Source organism: Streptomyces chromofuscus, from assembly GCF_015160875.1.
Taxonomy (GTDB): domain Bacteria; phylum Actinomycetota; class Actinomycetes; order Streptomycetales; family Streptomycetaceae; genus Streptomyces; species Streptomyces chromofuscus.
The window spans coordinates 5,093,449-5,109,513 of the sequence record NZ_CP063374.1 but is presented as its reverse complement, the minus strand read 5'-3'; the positions used below and the strand labels follow the sequence as shown (position 1 = coordinate 5,109,513).

The window sequence follows — 16,065 nt, the reverse complement described above, 5'->3', positions numbered from 1 at the left end:
GGTGTCGGGAACGTACGGCGGGACACCGGGGTCGGCAGAGGGTCCCAGGGCCCAAACGCGGGCCCAAATACGGATCGGCGGACGATGCATCGCGGTCACCCCAGCCCCAGCCACTTCGCCGTGGCCTCCGAGCGGCTCGTGCTGTGGAGCTTGGCGAAGATGCGGTTGATGTGGTTCTTGACCGTCTTCTCGCTGATGAAGCACGTGGCGGCGATCTGCTGGTTGTTCATGCCGGACGCGATGAGGTCCATGATCTCCGCCTCCCTCGTGCTGAGTTGGAACCGTGACCGGTATGACGACGACTGTGCCACAGCCGGTTGCAGCTGCGAAAGGTTTTCTGAAGAAATAGCCAGTGGTGGCCGTTCCGCATTACGGTCACTTGCAGGGGAGGTCGAGGGCTGTCGATTTGCAGTCGCATCGCATGTGCCCAGGTTGTCGGGGAGCGGCGGCCGCCCGGGAGGAGGGCCGCTTTGCCGGAGCTGGGCGAGGAGCGCTCCCGCCGCCGTGGGCGTGAAGTGGGGCTTGCCGCTCGTGATGTCCCGTACCGCCGCCACCAGTTGGTCCGCCGTGAACTCGCCGTGGACCAGGTAGCCGCCCGCTCCCCGGCGCAGGGCCTCTTCGACGACCTCCGACTCGCGGCTGTAGGTGAGCATGACGACGGGAGCGAGCCGCACGAGGTACGGGAGCGCCGAGATGCCGTCCACTCCCGGCATGCGGACGTCCAGGAGGACGACGTCGGGGCGGTGGATCCGCGTCGCCTCGTACGCCTCCCGGCCGTCCGCCGCCTCCGCCACGACCGTGATGTCCTCGCGACCCGTCAGGAGGGCGGTGAGGCCCGCGCGGACCACGGGGTTGTCGTCGGCCACGACCACACGCAGGGACGTGCCGGCCGGGTCCGAGGGCTGTGCGAAGTCGGTGAAAGGGTGTCGCTGATCGTCCGGCATGGTGCGTTCGGCCTCCTCTCGGGTGCGGGATCTCAGGACGGGTGGGTGTCGAGGGCCGCCAGCGGGAGTTCCAGGCGTACTTCCGTGCCCTTGGGGTGGTTGCCCCGGCCCATGCGGATGCGGGCGCCCACGGACGTGGCGCGTTCGACCATGCCGACCAGGCCGAAGTGACCGGCACGGCGCAGCTGTTCGAGGGTGGTGCTCGGCGGGAGGCCGCGGCCGTCGTCGTAGACGCTGAGCAGGAGCAGGTCGCCCTGGAGGCCCGCCGTCACGTCGACCCGTGTGGGGCTCGCGTGGCGGTGGGCGTTCTCCATGGCCTCCGTGGCGATGATGAGCAGTTGGCGGGCCACCGCCGGGGGGACGGGTGGCACGGCGGTGTCGCCGGTGGTCCGGTACGTGGCGGGGACGCCGGTGCGCGTCGTGAAGTCCGCGGTGCGGAGGGCGAGTTCGGCGAGTACGTCCGTACCGTGAGCCGGGTCCGACTCGCTGCGCAGGTCCGTGAGGAGTTCGCGGGACTCCGCCGCGGCCCGGCGGGCCGAGCGGGCCACCAGTTCCGCCTGACGTTTGACCAGGGACGGGTTCAGTCGGTCCGCCGAGTCGGCGAGGCCGTCCGCCGCCAGGGCCACGCCGTGCAGCGTCTTGGCCACCGAGTCGTGCAGTTCCCTTGCCAGGCGAGCGCGTTCCGCCGCCACCGCCTCCGTTACGGCCAACCGGGCCTGGACCGCGGTCAGGGCGTGGGTGGCTTCGCCGAAGCGGAGCATGAGGTGGCGCAGGGTGGAGCCGAGGGCGCCGGTGATGACGCAGAGGCCGGGGAGCAGGAGGGTCTCGGCGGGGGTCGCGTCGGGGCTGTCGGCGAGGGTGGCGTGGACCAGGAGGAGGATCAGGGACTGCAGGGACGCGAAGACGGCGGCGCCCCGCCAGCTGTAGACGAGGCCGGCGAGGAGGGGGGTGCACACGCTGACGTAGGCGAGGGTGCTGTCGGGGCCCGCGGAGACGAGGGGGAGGGAGCCGACGACGGTGTCCAGCGCCAGGAGGGTGGGGTGGCGCAGGAGCAAGGGGCCGAAGCGTTCCCAGTCCCTGAAGAGGACGTAGGACGCCATGAACGTGATGACGACCGCCGCGCCGACGAGGCGTACGCCGAGGCCCGGGGAGGCGTTGAGGAGGGCGGCGGGGGCGGCGAGCGCGATCATGGCCAGGCGGAAGCCGAACACCTGACGGCACATGGCCTGGAGGGCGTTGACCTGGATGGAGAGGGCGGGTGGCGGTGGGGGCACCCGGTCCTCGCCGACGGAGACGTGACCAAGGCGCCGGCCAGCCCCGCCTGCGCGGGCGTCGTCGCGGTCGCCGTCCGCCCTGCCCGTGCGGGCGTCGTCATGGTCACCGGACACCCAGCCCCCGCGAGCAGCGTCATCGCCACCGGACACCCAGCCCCCGCGAGCAGCGTCATCGCCACCGGACACCCAGCCCCCGCGAGCAGCGTCATCGTCACCGGACACCCAGCCTGCGCGGGCGTCGTCGCGGTCGCCGTCCCCCCAGCCCCAGCGGACGGCGTCATCGCCACCGGACACCCAGCCCCCGCGAGCGGCGTCGAGAGATACGAGTGGTCCCTCCTGGGACGGCTCGTCGGCTGCGTCTGCGGACGCCGGCACCACACCCGGCGTTTCCTTCGGCAGCGGCGGTCCCTCCGCCCGCACCCACCCCGGCGGCAGCTCCGGCGTGGCCGACGTCGCCGGCCCGTCCGGTGCGTCCGTCCGTGTGCGCGCCGGCAGCCCCGTCCCCGCGGGCGGTGTGGCGCTCCCCGGGGGCTGCCGGCGGCGACGGCGCAGCAGCCGCGCCCCCTGCCCGCGCGTCGGTGTGATCGTCATCGCCGTCACTCACCCGTGAGCGTGCCGAAGTCCGTCCCGGAGCCCAGCAACAGGCCCGCTCCCAGCAGCAGCATCGTCGCCGGGACCATGAACGTCGTGATCATCATCGTGGCCTTGGGCACGGCCCGCGCGGCCTTGCGCCGCGCGTTCTGCGCGTCCGTGCGCCGCATGTCCTTGGCCAGCGACACCAGCGTGTCCACGATCGGCGCCCCCAGTTCCTCGCCCTGCTGCAACGCCGTCACGAACATCGCCACCTGCTCGGAGTCGTTGCGCCGCCGGAGTTCCGCGAAGGCCTGGCGGCGGCTCATGCCAAGGTCCATCTGCCGCAGCGTGATACGGAGCTCGTCGGCCCAGGGGCCCTCGTAGCGGGAGGCGACCCGGTCCAGGGCCTGGCGGAAGCCGAGGCCCGCGCTGACCACCACGGCGAGGACGTCGAGGAAGTCCGGCAGGGTCCGCTCGATCACGTCCTTGCGGACCCGGATCGCCGACCAGATCCCCACCTCGGTCCAGAAGGCGCCGAAGGCGAACAGCAGCAGGGCCATCAGCACGTTGCCCTGGAGCAGGAACACCAGGCCTCCGACGCCGCCCAGGAAGCCGTACACCGCCCGGCGCGCCGCGTAGCGGTCGATCGTCAGGCCGCCGGGGTTGCCCGCCAGGTCGATCCTGCGGCGGTACTTGGCCACCTGCTTCGGGCCCATCAGGCGCAGAACGGCGGGCGCGTACCGCATACCCATCCGGTCGACGGCCGAGTCCACCGCGCCGGTGCGGGTGGAGCCGACCTCCAGGGCGAGCCGGAGGTCGCCGGGCAGTTTCGCCTCCGCCCGGTACATCCGGATGCCGGCGAAGACGCCCCACACGCCGAGACCCATCAGCAGTGCCAGCAGAAGTGCCATGCCGAACCCTCCCTCCTCAGACGTCGATGCGCGACAGCCGGCGGATCATGACGAAGCCGACGGCGTACAGCGCGAACGCGATGATCACGCAGGCCTGGCCGACCGGGGAGCCCGTCATCCGGTCCAGGGCCCCGTCCTTGACGCCGTTCATCAGGAACAGCGAGCCCACGCCCATGACGGGGACCGCGTACGACGTCATGCTCACCTGCGAGAGCTGGGTCCGGATCTCGCGGCGGGTCTCCTTGCGCTCCTCGAGCGTCTCGGTGAGGTTCCTCAGCGCGCTCACGAGCTGGCCGCCGGCGCGGTTCGACAGCACGAGGGTGGTGACCAGGACCACCAGCTCGCGCGACGGGAGCCGGTCGGCCATCTCCCCCAGCGCCTCGTCCATCGAAGCGCCCAGCGCCAGCTGGTTGGCCACCTTCGCCAGCTCCTCCCCCGCCGGCGCCTCCAGTTCCTCCGCCGCCATGCCGATCGCGGTGCGCAGGGCGAGGCCGGCCTGGGTGGCGTTGGCCAGGATGCGGGCCAGTTCGGGGAGCTGGTTGATGAACCTCTCGATGCGTCTTTGACGTTGCCAGTTCAGGAACTGGACCGCGGCCCAGACGCCGAGCAGACCGGCGATCGGGCCGAAGAAGGGCGCGAGGGTGGCCTGACCGATCAGCCACAGGCCCGCGACGGCGGCGAGCATCGCGGCGAAGAACTCGCCCGGGGTCACGTCCAGGCCCGTCGCCTGCAGCCGCAGTTCCAGTGTGCGGCCCGCTCGCGTACGGCGCAGTCGTCGGTCCAGGCTGCGGAACCGGCGCCGGCGGCCGGTGACCTGGATCTGGCCGGTGGACGACAGACGGTCCACCAGGGCCTGCCGCTGGGCCCGGCCCGTCGCGTAGGCGTGCAGGCCGGCCACGGCGAGGGCGCAGGTCAGCAGGGTGACACCGGTTGTGAGGGAGACAAGGGTCTGCAGTTCCATGGGTGGGCTCCTGCCTACCGGGCTTCTCGGGTGGCCAGCTGGTCCGCGGACCGGGCGACGCCGAAGGCCGGCGGGATGGGCTGGCTCGCCATGTAGAGGCGGTCGGCGGTGCGCCGGGTCAGCGGGAAGTACTCGAAGTTGCCGTGGATCCGCCCGTCGGCGGCCATCGGCCGGGCGTTGAAGCGGGCGACCGTGGCCAGCCGGTACGGCTCGCCGCCGTGGCTGTCGAGCAGCGCCACCTCGGTGACCCGCCGGGCGCCGTCGGCGAACCGGGTGAGCTGCACGATCACGTCGACGGCGCTGTTGATCTGGTCGTGCAGCGCGGCGAAGGGGACCTCCACGTCGGACATGGACGCCAGGGTCTGCAACCGCATCAGCGCGTCCTCCGCGCTGTTGGCGTGGACAGTGGCCAGCGAGCCGTCGTGGCCGGTCGACATCGCCTGGAGCATGTCCAGCGACTCACCGCCACGGACCTCACCGACGACGATCCGGTCGGGTCGCATGCGCAGCGAGTTGCGGACCAGGTCGCGGATGGTCACCTGGCCCTGGCCCTCGACGTTGGGCGGCCGTGACTCCAGCCGGACCACGTGGTGCTGCTGGAGCTGGAGTTCCGCCGAGTCCTCGATGGTGATGATCCGCTCGCTCTCGGGGATCAGCCCGGACAGCGCGTTCAGCAGCGTCGTCTTGCCGGTGCCGGTGGCGCCGGAGACGATGATGTTGAACCGGGCCTGCACCAGCCCCGCCAGCAGATACACCATCGGCTCGTCCAGCGAGCCGAACCGGATCAGCTCCTGGAGCGTGAAGGAGCGCGGGAAGCGGCGGATGGTGAGCGTGGCGCCGGTCAGCGACAGCGGCGGGATGATGACGTTGACGCGCTCGCCGGACGGCAGACGGGCGTCGACCATCGGGTTGGACTCGTCCACACGGCGGTTGACCGTGGAGACGATCCGCTCGATGGTCTGCATCAGCTGGTCGTTGGAGGCGAAGCGCAGCGGCAGTTGCTCCACGCGTCCGCCGCGCTCCACGAAGATGGCGTCCGGCCCGTTCACCATGATCTCGGTGATCGACGCGTCTTCCAGCAGGGGCTCCAGGATGCCCAGGCCGAGCGCCTCGTCGACGACCCGGCGGATCAGCTGCGCGCGCTCGACGGTCGACAGCACCGGGCCCTCACGGCTGATGATGTGGCCCAGCACCCGCTCCAGCCGCGCCCTGCGCTCGGCCGCCGCGAGCGAGCTCATCTCCGCGAGGTCGATCTCCTCCAGGAGTTTGGCCCGGTACGAGGCGACGAGATGCCCGTCCTCGCCCCGGCCGCCGTTCTCCTCGGGGGAGTTGATCCGTGCCCGCAGACTCATCGCGTACCCCCGCTCAGTGGTCCATCGGCATGGTGGCGGTCTTGCGGGCGGGGCCGAAGTCCCAGCCGGGGACGATCGACGGGATGTCGATCGTGGCGGTGACCTCCACCTCGTCGCCCAGGTCCGCCTTCGTGCAGACGGCGTCCAGCCAGGAACTGACCGCGCTGTCGCAGTCCTGCGCGTACGGCCCGTCGAGCGAGGCGCTGCGCGCGCCGGTGCGGGCGGCCGTGCCGGCCTGCTGCGCGGTGTACGCGATCAGGCCGATCTGCACCGCGGCCAGGGCGACGAGGACCAGGACCGGGATGAAGCCGAGGTACTCGATGGCCACTTGCCCACGGTCGTTGCGCCGGTACGTCATCTCAGTCCGTCTCCTCCACCACGGCCCCCGCGTGGCCGACGACACCCGGGAACGGGAAGCCGACCGAGCCGGGGAAGAGCACCGGCACCTTCAGACGCACCTCGGCCGTGACCAGGCCGCCGCTCTCGCCGCAGGACACCTCGGCACCCCCCTCCCACGCGGACGGCAGATGCCGTACGCCCGCCTCCTGGCAGGCCCCCTGACGGTCCTGAGCCGCGGTGCCCGCCCGTACCGCCTCGTCGGCAGCGTTCCCCGCGAGCGTGTAGGTGTACCCCACGAGCACGAACTGCCACAGCAGCACCAGCGTCAGGATGATCAGCGGGGTCATCCCGAGGAACTCGATGGTGACCTGCCCCCGGTCGCGGGCCCGGCGTGTGGTCCTCATCCGTCCCTCCGCCGCAGGAAGCCCACCGACCCGCGGTCCCCGCGCAGCCGGCCGCCCTTGCGGTCACCCGCCGGCGCCTTGACCAGCCCGAGCTCTCCCGCGAGCGTCCACAGGGCCTGCTTCACCACGCTCTTGTGGTCGAGTTCGTGGACGCGCCCGGCGTCCACGACGGCCTGGAGCTCCTTGAAGTGGGCGGGCACGGCGGTCGCGGCGACCGCCGTGCCGGTGATCCGCTGGATGAGCGGCGGCTGGATCTCCGTACCGCGCGTGTGCCGGTTGACGACGACGGTGGTCTCCTCGGCCTTGCGGATCTGCAGCCGGTCCCACATCCGCACCGTCCGCTTGGCGCCGCGGACCGCGACCACGTCCGGCGTGGTGACCAGCAGGGCGGTGTCGGCCATCTCCACCGCCGCCGCGCCGGCCCCGCTCAGCTGGGCGCCGCAGTCGACGACCACGGTCTCGTACCGGGAGCGCAGGGCGCTGACGATCTGCCGGGCGGCGCGGTCGGTGACCTCCTCGCCGCGTTCGCCCTCGCCGGGGGCGAGCAGCAGGGCGAGACCCGTGTCGTGCCGGAAGACGGCGTCGGCGAGGACGCGCGGCGAGATGTCGGTGATGGCGGCGAGGTCGGCGACGCTCCGCCGGAACTGGACGTCGAGGTAGGACGCGACGTCCCCGGTCTGCAGGTCCATGTCGACCAGCACGGTGGAGCGGCCCGACGCCTGGGAGGCGAGCGCCAGCTGGACGGCGGTCAGCGTCGCGCCGACGCCGCCCTTGGCGCCGCTGACCGTGACGACGGTGCCGCCGACGCCGGTGAACGCGTCACCGCCGTGGCCCAGATGCCGCCGTACCCCCACCGACCACTGGGCGACCGCCTGCACGCGGTTGGCCAGTTCCTCATAGGACAGCGGCAGCGCGACCAGCCCGCGCGCGCCGCAGTCCATGGCGGCCTGGAAGAGGCCGGGGCTCGCGTCGGAGGTGACGAGGATGACGCCCACCGCCGGGAAGCGCAGCGCCACTTCGCGGATCAGCTCCAGGGCCGGTACGGGGCCGATGCGTTCGTGGACGACGACGACCTCGGGCAGTTCGTCGACGGACTCGGCGGCCAGGCGCGCGAGGGTGTCGATGAGCTGGGTGGAGTCGACGACGGGGGTGACCGGTTCGGCGTCCGGGAGCTGGCTGAGCAGAGTCGTGACCGAGCGGACGGCGTCCGCGTCGCCGACGGCCGGCAGGATCCTCGTGGGCATGCGGCCTCACTTGTCCTTCGCGAGTTCGTAGGTGCGGTCCGCGTCGGGGACGGCGGTGTCGCTGCCGGGCGCGACCAGGGCGAGCCGGACGCGCTCGGCGAACGACTCGGCGTAGGTGATGCGCTGGGCGTCGATGGTCGACAGCGCGAAGGTGATGGGCACGGCTTCGGTGGCGCGCCGGCTGCGGTCGTCCGCGTCCGGTTCCAGGGAGGTGAGCCTGCCGACGTCGATCACCCGGGCGTTCGTCACGATGATCTTCGACTGGGCGGGGTCGCCCTCCCGCTCACCGGCGAAGGTGGCGTACACGTTGACCGTGGAGCCCGGCGTGATCTTGCCGGCCACACCGGTCGCCGCGTCGATCATGATGGCGACCTCCTGCTGCCCGGGTCGCAGGGCGGGCTGGTCGACGATCATGTCGCTCTGCAGCAGGGAGCCCTTGCGCAGCGTCGTGACGGCGATCTTGCCCTCGATCTGCCGCAGGTCGGTGACCGCGTTCTCCGACAGCCAGCGCTCGGGCATCTCGATCCGCTCGAACGTGTCCGGGGTCAGGACGGTGTAGGGCGCCACGTTGCCCTTCAGCCGGTACGCGGTGACCTCGGGGCCGACCTTGGACTGCACGTCGTTGACGACGGAGAGCACGCCCGCGAACGCGCCGAGGGCGCACAGGACGGACAGGAGCAGGAGTATGACGCCGCGGCGCTGACGGGAGTTCATGAAGCGTGCAACCTCGTTGGGGGGTGGGGTCGAACGGGTCTGGGGTCCGGTCGGGGCAGCGGGTCACCCCGCCGGGAGCTGGAGCCGGTTGTCGTACGACGGGGCGGTCGCGGAGCAGAACACGCAGCGGTCGCCGATGACGTCGATGCCGCACCAGTGGCAACTGCTCCGGCGTACCGAGCCGACCAGCTGGTAGAGCACCGACAGGTCGGGCAGGTAGGTGCAGAACTCGACGAGCTTGCCGGTCCCCCACCAGTCGGCGGACTCGGCGGGCAGCGGGGCCTCGCGCAGGCCCTGCACCCGCCAGGACGGGGCGAGCGTGGCGCTGACCCAGTCGGACTGGAGCTGCCCCCGGGCGAGCAGCATCCAGGTGCCGAACTCCGGTCCGGCGAGCCGCGCTTCGGGGCCGATCCGGACCAGCTGCGGCTCGGGATGGGCGATCACCCCGAACTGGCTGCCCGGGACCCAGGACTTGGCGTGCGAGGTGAGACCGACGGGGACGCGGTCGAGGCGGGCGACGGAGCCGAGGAGGGCCCCGGCGTGAACGTAGTGGGTGAGCAGCCGCCCCGCCGAGGCGAGGACGCCCGGGCTGAGGTCGCAGGAGGCGAGCTGTCTCAACTGGCGGGTCAGGGCGGCGAGTCCGAGCGGTGGCAGTTCCGGGCGGAACAGGGCGATCCGGTCGCTCTCCAGGAGGGACCGGACGGTGTGCAGCCGCCGTTCCACCGCGGCCGGGACGGCCCGCGAGTACACGACGATCACATGTCCGTGCGCCTCGATCAGGCCCTGCATCTCGGTCAGCGCGTGGTCCAGCGGGCGTTTGTCCACGTCGCGCAGGACGACGGCGGGCAGGGTGCGTTCGTCCTGTGGTGGCAGCGCCATGTCGGCGCTGGTCACGGCAATGGCTGTTGGCACGCGCAGCTCCCCGTTTCCCACCCAAGTCCGGCCCGCCGGCGCAACTCTCGTGCACCGGGACGACTTCACTGCGTGACTACCTCAGCACTGTATCCACGCCTCGATGACCGGAGAACAGCGTTTCCGTAGCCGGACAGCAACTCTTCTTGCACAAGACACGTCAAATCGGGGCAGGGGGAGCATCCCGACCGAACCCAAAAGAGTGCGCGGTACCGACCCCTTGACAGCGGAATTGGTCTGGACCAACTCTTGGGTCCAGCGGTGGCCACCGTCGTCCCTCGTCGTTCCCTCGGCGCCCCTCGGCATCGAGGGCCCCACTCCCCCACCGGAGGCCCCAGTGGACCGTGCACGCGGACGCAGACGTACCCGCATCTGGTCGGGAGCGGTGACCGCCGCACTCGCGCTCACCCTGTCGGCGACCGGCCAGGCATCCGCCGCGGACATCAACAACGCCAAGAACGCCGGCTTCGAGTCCGGCCTGACCAACTGGACCTGCTCCGCCGGCAGCGGCACGACGGTCGCCTCGCCGGTGCACGGCGGCTCGTCCGCGCTGAAGGCGACGCCGGCCGGGCAGGACAACGCGCGCTGCACGCAGACCGTGGCGGTGCAGCCCAACTCGACGTACCGGCTCAGCGCGTGGGTGCAGGGCGGCTACGCGTACCTGGGCGCGACGGGCACCGGCACGACGGACGTGTCGACGTGGACCCCCGACTCGTCCTCCTGGAAGGAGCTGTCGACGACCTTCACCACGGGCTCCTCGACGCGCTCGGTGACGATCTACACGCACGGCTGGTACGGCCAGGCGGCGTACTACGCGGACGACGTCTCGGTGTTCGGCCCCGACGGTGGCGGCGGCGGTGACCCGGCCCCGACCGTCCCGGGCGCGCCGACGGGCGTCGCCGTCTCCGGTACGACGTCGTCCTCGGTGTCCCTGTCCTGGAACGCGGTCTCGGGCGCGACGGGCTACAACGTCTACCGCAACGGCACGAGGGTGACGGCCGTGACCGGCACGTCGGCGACCGTGACCGGGCTCGCGGCGTCGACGTCGTACACCTTCCAGGTCACGGCGACCAACGCGGCGGGCGAGTCGCCGAAGTCGGCCTCGGTGACGGGCACGACGGCGCCCACGGGCGGCGGCTCGGACGTCCCCCGGCACGCGGTCACCGGCTACTGGCAGAACTTCAACAACGGCGCGACCGTGCAGCGACTGTCGGACGTGCCGGCCCACTACGACATCATCGCGGTCGCGTTCGCGGACGCGACGGCGACGCCGGGCGCCGTGACGTTCAACCTGGACTCGGCGGGGCTGGGCGGCTACACGGTGGACCAGTTCAAGGCCGACCTGCGGGCGAAGCAGGCCGCGGGCAAGAAGGTGATCATCTCGGTGGGCGGTGAGCTGGGCCGGGTCGCGGTGAACGACTCCGCCTCGGCGACGAACTTCGCGAACTCGGTGTACTCGCTGATGCAGACGTACGGCTTCGACGGCGTCGACATCGACCTGGAGAACGGCCTGAACGCGACGTACATGACGCAGGCGCTGCGCTCACTGGCCGCGAAGGCGGGCCCGTCGATGGTCCTCACCATGGCACCGCAGACGATCGACATGCAGTCGACCTCGAACTCCTACTTCCGGACGGCGCTGAACGTGAAGGACATCCTCACGGTCGTCAACATGCAGTACTACAACAGCGGTTCGATGCTCGGCTGCGACGGCAAGGTCTACAGCCAGGGCTCGGTGGACTTCCTGACGGCCCTGGCCTGCATCCAGCTGGAGAACGGCCTCGCCCCGTCCCAGGTGGGCCTCGGCGTCCCCGCCTCCACACGGGCGGCGGGCGGCGGTTACGTCGCACCGACGGTGGTGAACAGCGCGCTGGACTGCCTGACCCGCGCGACGAACTGCGGCTCGTTCAAGCCGCCACGGACCTACCCCGACCTGCGCGGGGCGATGACGTGGTCGACGAACTGGGACGCGGCGAGCGGCAACGCGTGGTCCAACGCGGTGGGCCCGCACGTGGACGCGCTGCCGTAGCCCTCGGCGTACCGGGCGCCGGCCGCGGGTGTGTGGACGCGGCCGGCGCAGGCCCGCTTCGACCGCATCGCCAGGGCGCGACCGGGCACGGGGCGGGCGCCGGACCCCGCCCCGTACGTTTCTCAGCCGGACGTCACCGGTCAGCGTTTCTTGTACGCCGCGGTGACCTCGACCTCGACCAGCCAGCCCGCGACGGGCAGCGAGGCGACCTCCACCGACACGCGGGCCGGGCGGGCGGCGTTGGCGAGCAGCGGGGGCCTGGCGGGTGAGGTGCCCATGGGGACCGGTACGACCTCGCGTGTCTTGAGGTCGATATTGGGGCAGCCGAGCGGGCCCGGCGTTCAGGTGGGGTGTGAGTTCCCCGTGGGCCCTGGCCGTGTCATCGGTTTCCGCACGCCGCCGGACGCCACGCTCCCGCGGAGCCGTGAAACATTTCCCCGGGCCCACCGCATCAATGAGGTGAGGAGCGCCGACGACGGGGGGACAGGAACATGCAGGTCCGCGGGGACGAGTACGCGGAGTTCGCCGCGGCGCGCGCGGGGCACCTCTACCGGGCGGCCTGTCTGCTCACCGCCGGTGACACGCATCTCGCCGAGGACCTGGTGCAGGAGACCCTCGGTCGGCTGTACCTGAGATGGGGGCGCGTCAGCCGCGCCGACAACCCGGCGGCGTACGCGCAGACCGTCCTCACCCGCACCTTCCTCGCCCAGAAGCGGCGGCGCAGCAGCAGTGAGCGGACCACCGACGTGCTGCCGGAGACGGCCGCCGCCGGCGCGGACACCACCCTGCGGCTGACGCTGCTGGAGGCGCTCGCCCGGCTGCCCGCCAAGGACCGGGCGGTCGTCGTGCTGCGCTACTGGGAGGACCGCAGCATCCAGGAGACGGCCGACGTGCTGAACACCAGCTCGGCCGCCGTACGCACCCGGTGCTCCCGCGCCCTGGCCCGCCTGCGGGAGCTGCTGGGCGAGGACCTGAGCGAGTACGCGACGACCTGACCCCCGGGCGCCGACCCCCAACCCCCCTCACCTCCCGCTCCTCGCCCGACCTCGCCTCACCTCACGTCACTTCACGACCCACCCTCACGAGACGGTGATTCGCCATGCCCACAGCGCACCAGGAAAACGACCCCTTCGAGGACCGGCTCGGCGCCGCCCTGCGGCAGACCGGGGACACCTTCGACACCGACCGTCCCGCCCTGATCGCCGCGGGCCACCACCGCGGGCGCACGCTGCGGCTGCGCCGGCGGGCCGCGGTGGCCGGCGGCGCGGCGAGCATCGCGCTCGTGGGCATCGCCGGAGCGCTGGTCCTCCCGGGGAGCGGCAGCGGCGGGGACGCCCGCGAACAGCAGGCCGTCGGCTCCGGGCCCAGGACCTCGGCTCCCGCCACCTCGGCCGCGACGCGGGCCGTGTCCGCCGAGCGCATGATCGCCACGTTGCGGCAGCTGCTCCCCGAAGGGGCGGTCAGCGGCGCGGAGGGGAGCGGAGGGGGCGGCGTGGCGACGCCGTCCGTGCGGCTCGTCTACGACGACGGCGAGGGCGGCGGCGCGATCGCCGTCTCGCTGAACCGGGTCGAGCCGGGCAGCCGGACGGCCCGCGAGGCCATCGCCTGCCCCGACAAGGTCTACGTCCCGCACGACAGTTGCACCAGCAGCCGGCTGTCCGACGGCTCGGTGCTCATGCTCTTCCAGGGGTACGAGTATCCGGACCGACGCGTGGACACGAGGCTGTGGCGGGCGGAACTCGTCACCCCCGAGGGCGAGCAGATCAGCGTGAGCGAGTGGAACGCCGAGGCCGAGAAGGACGCGCCGGTCACCCGGCCGGAACCCCCGTTGTCGCTGCAGGAGTTGCGCAAGGTCGCCACCGCCTCGCAGTGGCGGGCGCTCGTCCCAGCCGAGGCGGGGGACCCGAACAAGCCGGAAACCACCACGCAGCCCTCCGCCCCTGCGGCGACGTTCAACGGATCCGCCGTGGACACCCTCGTCACGCTCCTGCCGAAGAAGGCCGAGGTGGTGAGCAAGGGCGGCGAGGGCGACTTCGGCTACGTCGTCGTCGACGACGGCCGGGGACAGAGCCTGGTCCAGATCAACGTGCAGCCGCGCATGGGGGACGTCGCCGGCGAACTCTTCACCGGGGCCGGGACGCTGCCCGACGGCACGCTGGTCAGCACGCGGAAGACACCGGGCGAGAAGGGCGGCGAAGGGGTCGTGATGTGGACCGCCGACACCCTGCGCACCGACGGTCTCCGGGTCGTGATCAGCGCCTTCAACTCCGGCTCCCAGCACACGGCCGCGACCCGCGAAGCGCCCGCCCTGACCCTCGGGCAACTCCGCGAGCTCGCTCTCGACCCCATGTGGCCGACCTTGCTCGACTGACCGCCGACCCCGCTCGACCGACAGCCGACGCCGCCTTCGTGTGCGCTAGAAGAACTCCGACCACGGCTGGTCCCAGATCTGCTTCACGCACAGCACCAGGAACAGCAGCCCCGCGACGACGAGCATCCCGTTGCTCACCCACCCGTTGCGCCACTGCCTCGGCGTGCGGTCGGTGTTGAGCAGCCAGATCAGCGTGCCGGCGAGGAACGGCAGGAACGCCGCGCCGAGCACGCCGTAGATGATGACCAGCCGGAACGGCTGGCCCTCGAAGAGCAGGACCATGGGCGGGAACGTCAGCCACAGCAGGTACGCGCGGAACGGCCACGACCGTTCCCGCTCCCCCGAGGCGACCTCCTCGCCCGTGGTCCGCTCCCGCTTGCGGTAGCGGGCCACGAAGTCGGCGAACATCAGGCTCACGCCGTGCCAGACGCCGATCAGGGAGGTGAAGGAGGTGGCGAAGAAGCCGATCAGGAAGAACTTCGCGGTGGCCGTGCCGTACTCGGCCGCCAGGACGTCGCCCAGCTGGATCAGGCCCTTGTCGCCGCTCTCGAGGGAGATCTCGCGGGCGTGCAGCAGTTCGGCGCCGACGAAGAGCATCGCGACGACGAAGATGCCCGTGGTGGCGTAGGCGACCCGGTTGTCCAGCCGCATGACCTTCATCCAGCCGGTGTCGGTCCAGCCCTTGGCGTTGACCCAGTAGCCGTACGCGGCCAGCGTGATGGTGCCGCCCACGCCACCGATCAGGCCGAGGGTGTTGAGGACCGAGTCCTTCTCGTCGGGCAGGACGGGCAGGAGTCCGGCGAGCGCGTCCGGGATGTTGGGGGTGACGCGGATCGCCAGGTACACCGTCACCACGAACATGACGCCGACCAGGACCGTCATGACCTTCTCGAAGACGGCGTACTTGTTGAACCAGACGAAGACGAGGCCCACCACACCACAGGCGATGCCCCACCACTCCAGGTCCATCACGTCGGGGAACAGCGCCTGCAACGGCAGCGCGCTCGACGACATCGCCGCCGCGCCGTACACGAAGCCCCAGATCACGACGTAGACGACGAAGAAGTACGTGGTCCAGCGGCCGAGGCTAGCCCAGCCGTCGAAGAGGGTGCGGCCCGTGGACAGATGCCACCGGCCGGCCGCCTCGGCGAGGGAGATCTTCACCAGGCAGCCGATGACGGCGGCCCACAGGAGGGTGTAGCCGAATTTGCTGCCCGCGATCAGCGTCGCCACCAGGTCGCCGGCCCCGACGCCGGTCGCCGCGACGACGATGCCGGGGCCGATGTACTTCCAACTGGCTTTACGGGGAGTCGTGGTGGAGTTCGGACCGGGTGCCGGTGTCGCCCCGGTGTCACTGGTGTTTCCCGTGGTGTCCGCCATGAGGGTCAAGTAAGCCCATGGGCGGCGGTCCGACAAGAGGGCGTGCGGGATCTTCACCCGATGTGCTCGGCGGCGGGCAGCGGGACGGACGCCGCGACGGGCGCGTCACGGCTGTCGCCGACCGCAGCCCTCGCACGCGCAGGTGCCGAGCTCGAACCAGACGGTCTTGCCCGGCCCGTCCTGGTGGCAGCCCCAGCGCCGGGCGAGCGCCTCCACCAGGAACATCCCCCGGCCGCTCTGCGAGCTGCCCGCGTCGAGCACCTGCGGAACCCGCCGGCCGCCGTCGGAGACCTCGCAGCGCAGGACGCCGTGGGCGGCGGTCAGTGTGAGCCGGAAGCGGCTCGCGGCGTGCAGCAGGGCGTTGGTGGCCAGTTCGCTGACCAGCAGCTCCGCGGTGGACACCAGGTCGTCACCGGCGCCGTCCCGGTCGGCCAGCCCCCAGCCCTCCAGCCGGCGCCGGACCTCGGCCCGGGCCTCGCGGACGGCGGACGGTCGCGGGTCGTACTCGACGCTCGAATGGCCCGCTCCTAGGGGTGGTTGGGGGTAGGCGCCGTACCGGGGACCGGGTTCCGGGTGGCCTTCCCCGGAGAGTTGCAGCATGCCCTCAGGGTGATGCGTGTCCGGTCCGGGGCACATGGGGAGGACTACCTGTTTCCC

At 71.7% G+C, this 16,065-nt stretch carries 16 protein-coding genes; 3 read left to right on the top strand and 13 right to left on the bottom strand.

What is annotated here, in order from left to right:
* Positions 1-95: 95 nt before the first annotated feature.
* The 10 genes from IPT68_RS23135 to IPT68_RS23090 all read right to left on the bottom strand — a co-directional run bounded on the left by IPT68_RS23135 (position 96) and on the right by IPT68_RS23090 (position 9,595).
* Positions 96-944 (bottom strand): response regulator transcription factor, encoded by an 849-nt coding sequence (locus tag IPT68_RS23135; RefSeq protein ID WP_189696290.1) that lies wholly within the window; start codon positions 942-944, stop codon positions 96-98.
* 32 nt (positions 945-976) lie between these two features.
* Positions 977-2,167 (bottom strand): sensor histidine kinase, encoded by a 1,191-nt coding sequence (locus IPT68_RS23130; RefSeq protein ID WP_189696667.1) that lies wholly within the window; start codon positions 2,165-2,167, stop codon positions 977-979.
* 647 nt (positions 2,168-2,814) lie between these two features.
* On the bottom strand, positions 2,815-3,702 hold the full coding sequence (locus IPT68_RS23125) for a DUF5936 domain-containing protein (protein WP_189696289.1): 888 nt from the start codon (positions 3,700-3,702) through the stop codon (positions 2,815-2,817).
* A 16-nt stretch (positions 3,703-3,718) separates the two neighbouring features.
* Entirely contained in the window at positions 3,719-4,663 is a 945-nt protein-coding gene (locus IPT68_RS23120) for a type II secretion system F family protein (RefSeq protein ID WP_189696288.1), read from the bottom strand.
* A gap of 14 nt (positions 4,664-4,677) precedes the next feature.
* Positions 4,678-6,015 carry a CpaF family protein gene (locus IPT68_RS23115; RefSeq protein ID WP_189696287.1) on the bottom strand — a complete coding sequence of 446 codons (1,338 nt, stop codon included), beginning with the start codon at positions 6,013-6,015 and terminating at the stop codon, positions 4,678-4,680.
* Positions 6,016-6,028: 13 nt separating this feature from the next.
* Positions 6,029-6,373: a TadE/TadG family type IV pilus assembly protein gene (locus tag IPT68_RS23110; RefSeq protein ID WP_189696286.1), complete on the bottom strand. Its 345-nt coding sequence runs from the start codon at positions 6,371-6,373 to the stop codon at positions 6,029-6,031.
* A 1-nt stretch (position 6,374) separates the two neighbouring features.
* Positions 6,375-6,758, bottom strand: a complete 384-nt coding sequence (locus tag IPT68_RS23105; RefSeq protein WP_189696285.1) for a TadE/TadG family type IV pilus assembly protein — start codon at positions 6,756-6,758, stop codon at positions 6,375-6,377.
* Complete coding sequence (locus IPT68_RS23100) at positions 6,755-8,002, bottom strand: AAA family ATPase (RefSeq protein ID WP_189696284.1); 1,248 nt, start codon at positions 8,000-8,002, stop codon at positions 6,755-6,757. The genes IPT68_RS23105 and IPT68_RS23100 overlap by 4 nt, the downstream gene beginning before the upstream one ends.
* Before the next feature lie 6 nt (positions 8,003-8,008).
* Entirely contained in the window at positions 8,009-8,716 is a 708-nt protein-coding gene (gene cpaB / locus IPT68_RS23095) for a Flp pilus assembly protein CpaB (protein ID WP_189696283.1), read from the bottom strand.
* Between the two features lie 63 nt (positions 8,717-8,779).
* Complete coding sequence (locus IPT68_RS23090) at positions 8,780-9,595, bottom strand: hypothetical protein (RefSeq protein ID WP_228040598.1); 816 nt, start codon at positions 9,593-9,595, stop codon at positions 8,780-8,782.
* Between the two features lie 370 nt (positions 9,596-9,965).
* On the opposite strand from IPT68_RS23090, the gene IPT68_RS23085 reads away from it, so the two are divergent.
* The gene (locus IPT68_RS23085; protein ID WP_189696281.1) at positions 9,966-11,657 is read left to right on the top strand and encodes a chitinase; all 1,692 of its coding nucleotides are present in this window, start codon (positions 9,966-9,968) and stop codon (positions 11,655-11,657) included.
* Positions 11,658-11,797: 140 nt separating this feature from the next.
* Here IPT68_RS23085 and IPT68_RS23080 read toward each other — a convergent pair whose 3' ends face one another.
* Positions 11,798-11,935 carry a RidA family protein gene (locus IPT68_RS23080; RefSeq protein ID WP_189696280.1) on the bottom strand — a complete coding sequence of 46 codons (138 nt, stop codon included), beginning with the start codon at positions 11,933-11,935 and terminating at the stop codon, positions 11,798-11,800.
* Positions 11,936-12,148: 213 nt separating this feature from the next.
* On the opposite strand from IPT68_RS23080, the gene IPT68_RS23075 reads away from it, so the two are divergent.
* Complete coding sequence (locus IPT68_RS23075; protein ID WP_189696279.1) at positions 12,149-12,652, top strand: SigE family RNA polymerase sigma factor; 504 nt, start codon at positions 12,149-12,151, stop codon at positions 12,650-12,652.
* Between the two features lie 104 nt (positions 12,653-12,756).
* Positions 12,757-14,028 carry a hypothetical protein gene (locus tag IPT68_RS23070; protein ID WP_189696278.1) on the top strand — a complete coding sequence of 424 codons (1,272 nt, stop codon included), beginning with the start codon at positions 12,757-12,759 and terminating at the stop codon, positions 14,026-14,028.
* Between the two features lie 45 nt (positions 14,029-14,073).
* On the opposite strand, the gene IPT68_RS23065 is transcribed toward IPT68_RS23070, so the two are convergent.
* A complete protein-coding gene (locus tag IPT68_RS23065) occupies positions 14,074-15,408 on the bottom strand; it encodes an Nramp family divalent metal transporter (RefSeq protein WP_189696277.1) in 1,335 nt (444 codons plus the stop codon).
* A gap of 105 nt (positions 15,409-15,513) precedes the next feature.
* Entirely contained in the window at positions 15,514-16,008 is a 495-nt protein-coding gene (locus tag IPT68_RS23060) for an ATP-binding protein (RefSeq protein ID WP_189696276.1), read from the bottom strand.
* Positions 16,009-16,065: the final 57 nt, after the last annotated feature.

Excerpts from the sequence above, each read along its gene's own strand:
- IPT68_RS23075 (WP_189696279.1), top strand. The coding sequence starts at position 12,149 with ATGCAGGTCCGCGGGGACGAGTACGCGGAGTTCGCCGCGGCGCGCGCG.
- IPT68_RS23110 (WP_189696286.1), bottom strand. The coding sequence starts at position 6,373 with ATGACGTACCGGCGCAACGACCGTGGGCAAGTGGCCATCGAGTACCTC.
- IPT68_RS23105 (WP_189696285.1), bottom strand. The coding sequence starts at position 6,758 with ATGAGGACCACACGCCGGGCCCGCGACCGGGGGCAGGTCACCATCGAG.
- IPT68_RS23115 (WP_189696287.1), bottom strand. The coding sequence starts at position 6,015 with ATGAGTCTGCGGGCACGGATCAACTCCCCCGAGGAGAACGGCGGCCGG.
- IPT68_RS23065 (WP_189696277.1), bottom strand. The coding sequence starts at position 15,408 with ATGGCGGACACCACGGGAAACACCAGTGACACCGGGGCGACACCGGCA.
- IPT68_RS23080 (WP_189696280.1), bottom strand. The coding sequence starts at position 11,935 with ATGGGCACCTCACCCGCCAGGCCCCCGCTGCTCGCCAACGCCGCCCGC.
- IPT68_RS23125 (WP_189696289.1), bottom strand. The coding sequence starts at position 3,702 with ATGGCACTTCTGCTGGCACTGCTGATGGGTCTCGGCGTGTGGGGCGTC.
- IPT68_RS23090 (WP_228040598.1), bottom strand. The coding sequence starts at position 9,595 with ATGGCGCTGCCACCACAGGACGAACGCACCCTGCCCGCCGTCGTCCTG.
- IPT68_RS23060 (WP_189696276.1), bottom strand. The coding sequence starts at position 16,008 with ATGCTGCAACTCTCCGGGGAAGGCCACCCGGAACCCGGTCCCCGGTAC.
- IPT68_RS23120 (WP_189696288.1), bottom strand. The coding sequence starts at position 4,663 with ATGGAACTGCAGACCCTTGTCTCCCTCACAACCGGTGTCACCCTGCTG.
- IPT68_RS23135 (WP_189696290.1), bottom strand. The coding sequence starts at position 944 with ATGCCGGACGATCAGCGACACCCTTTCACCGACTTCGCACAGCCCTCG.
- IPT68_RS23100 (WP_189696284.1), bottom strand. The coding sequence starts at position 8,002 with ATGCCCACGAGGATCCTGCCGGCCGTCGGCGACGCGGACGCCGTCCGC.
- IPT68_RS23130 (WP_189696667.1), bottom strand. The coding sequence starts at position 2,167 with ATGTGCCGTCAGGTGTTCGGCTTCCGCCTGGCCATGATCGCGCTCGCC.
- IPT68_RS23070 (WP_189696278.1), top strand. The coding sequence starts at position 12,757 with ATGCCCACAGCGCACCAGGAAAACGACCCCTTCGAGGACCGGCTCGGC.
- cpaB (WP_189696283.1), bottom strand. The coding sequence starts at position 8,716 with ATGAACTCCCGTCAGCGCCGCGGCGTCATACTCCTGCTCCTGTCCGTC.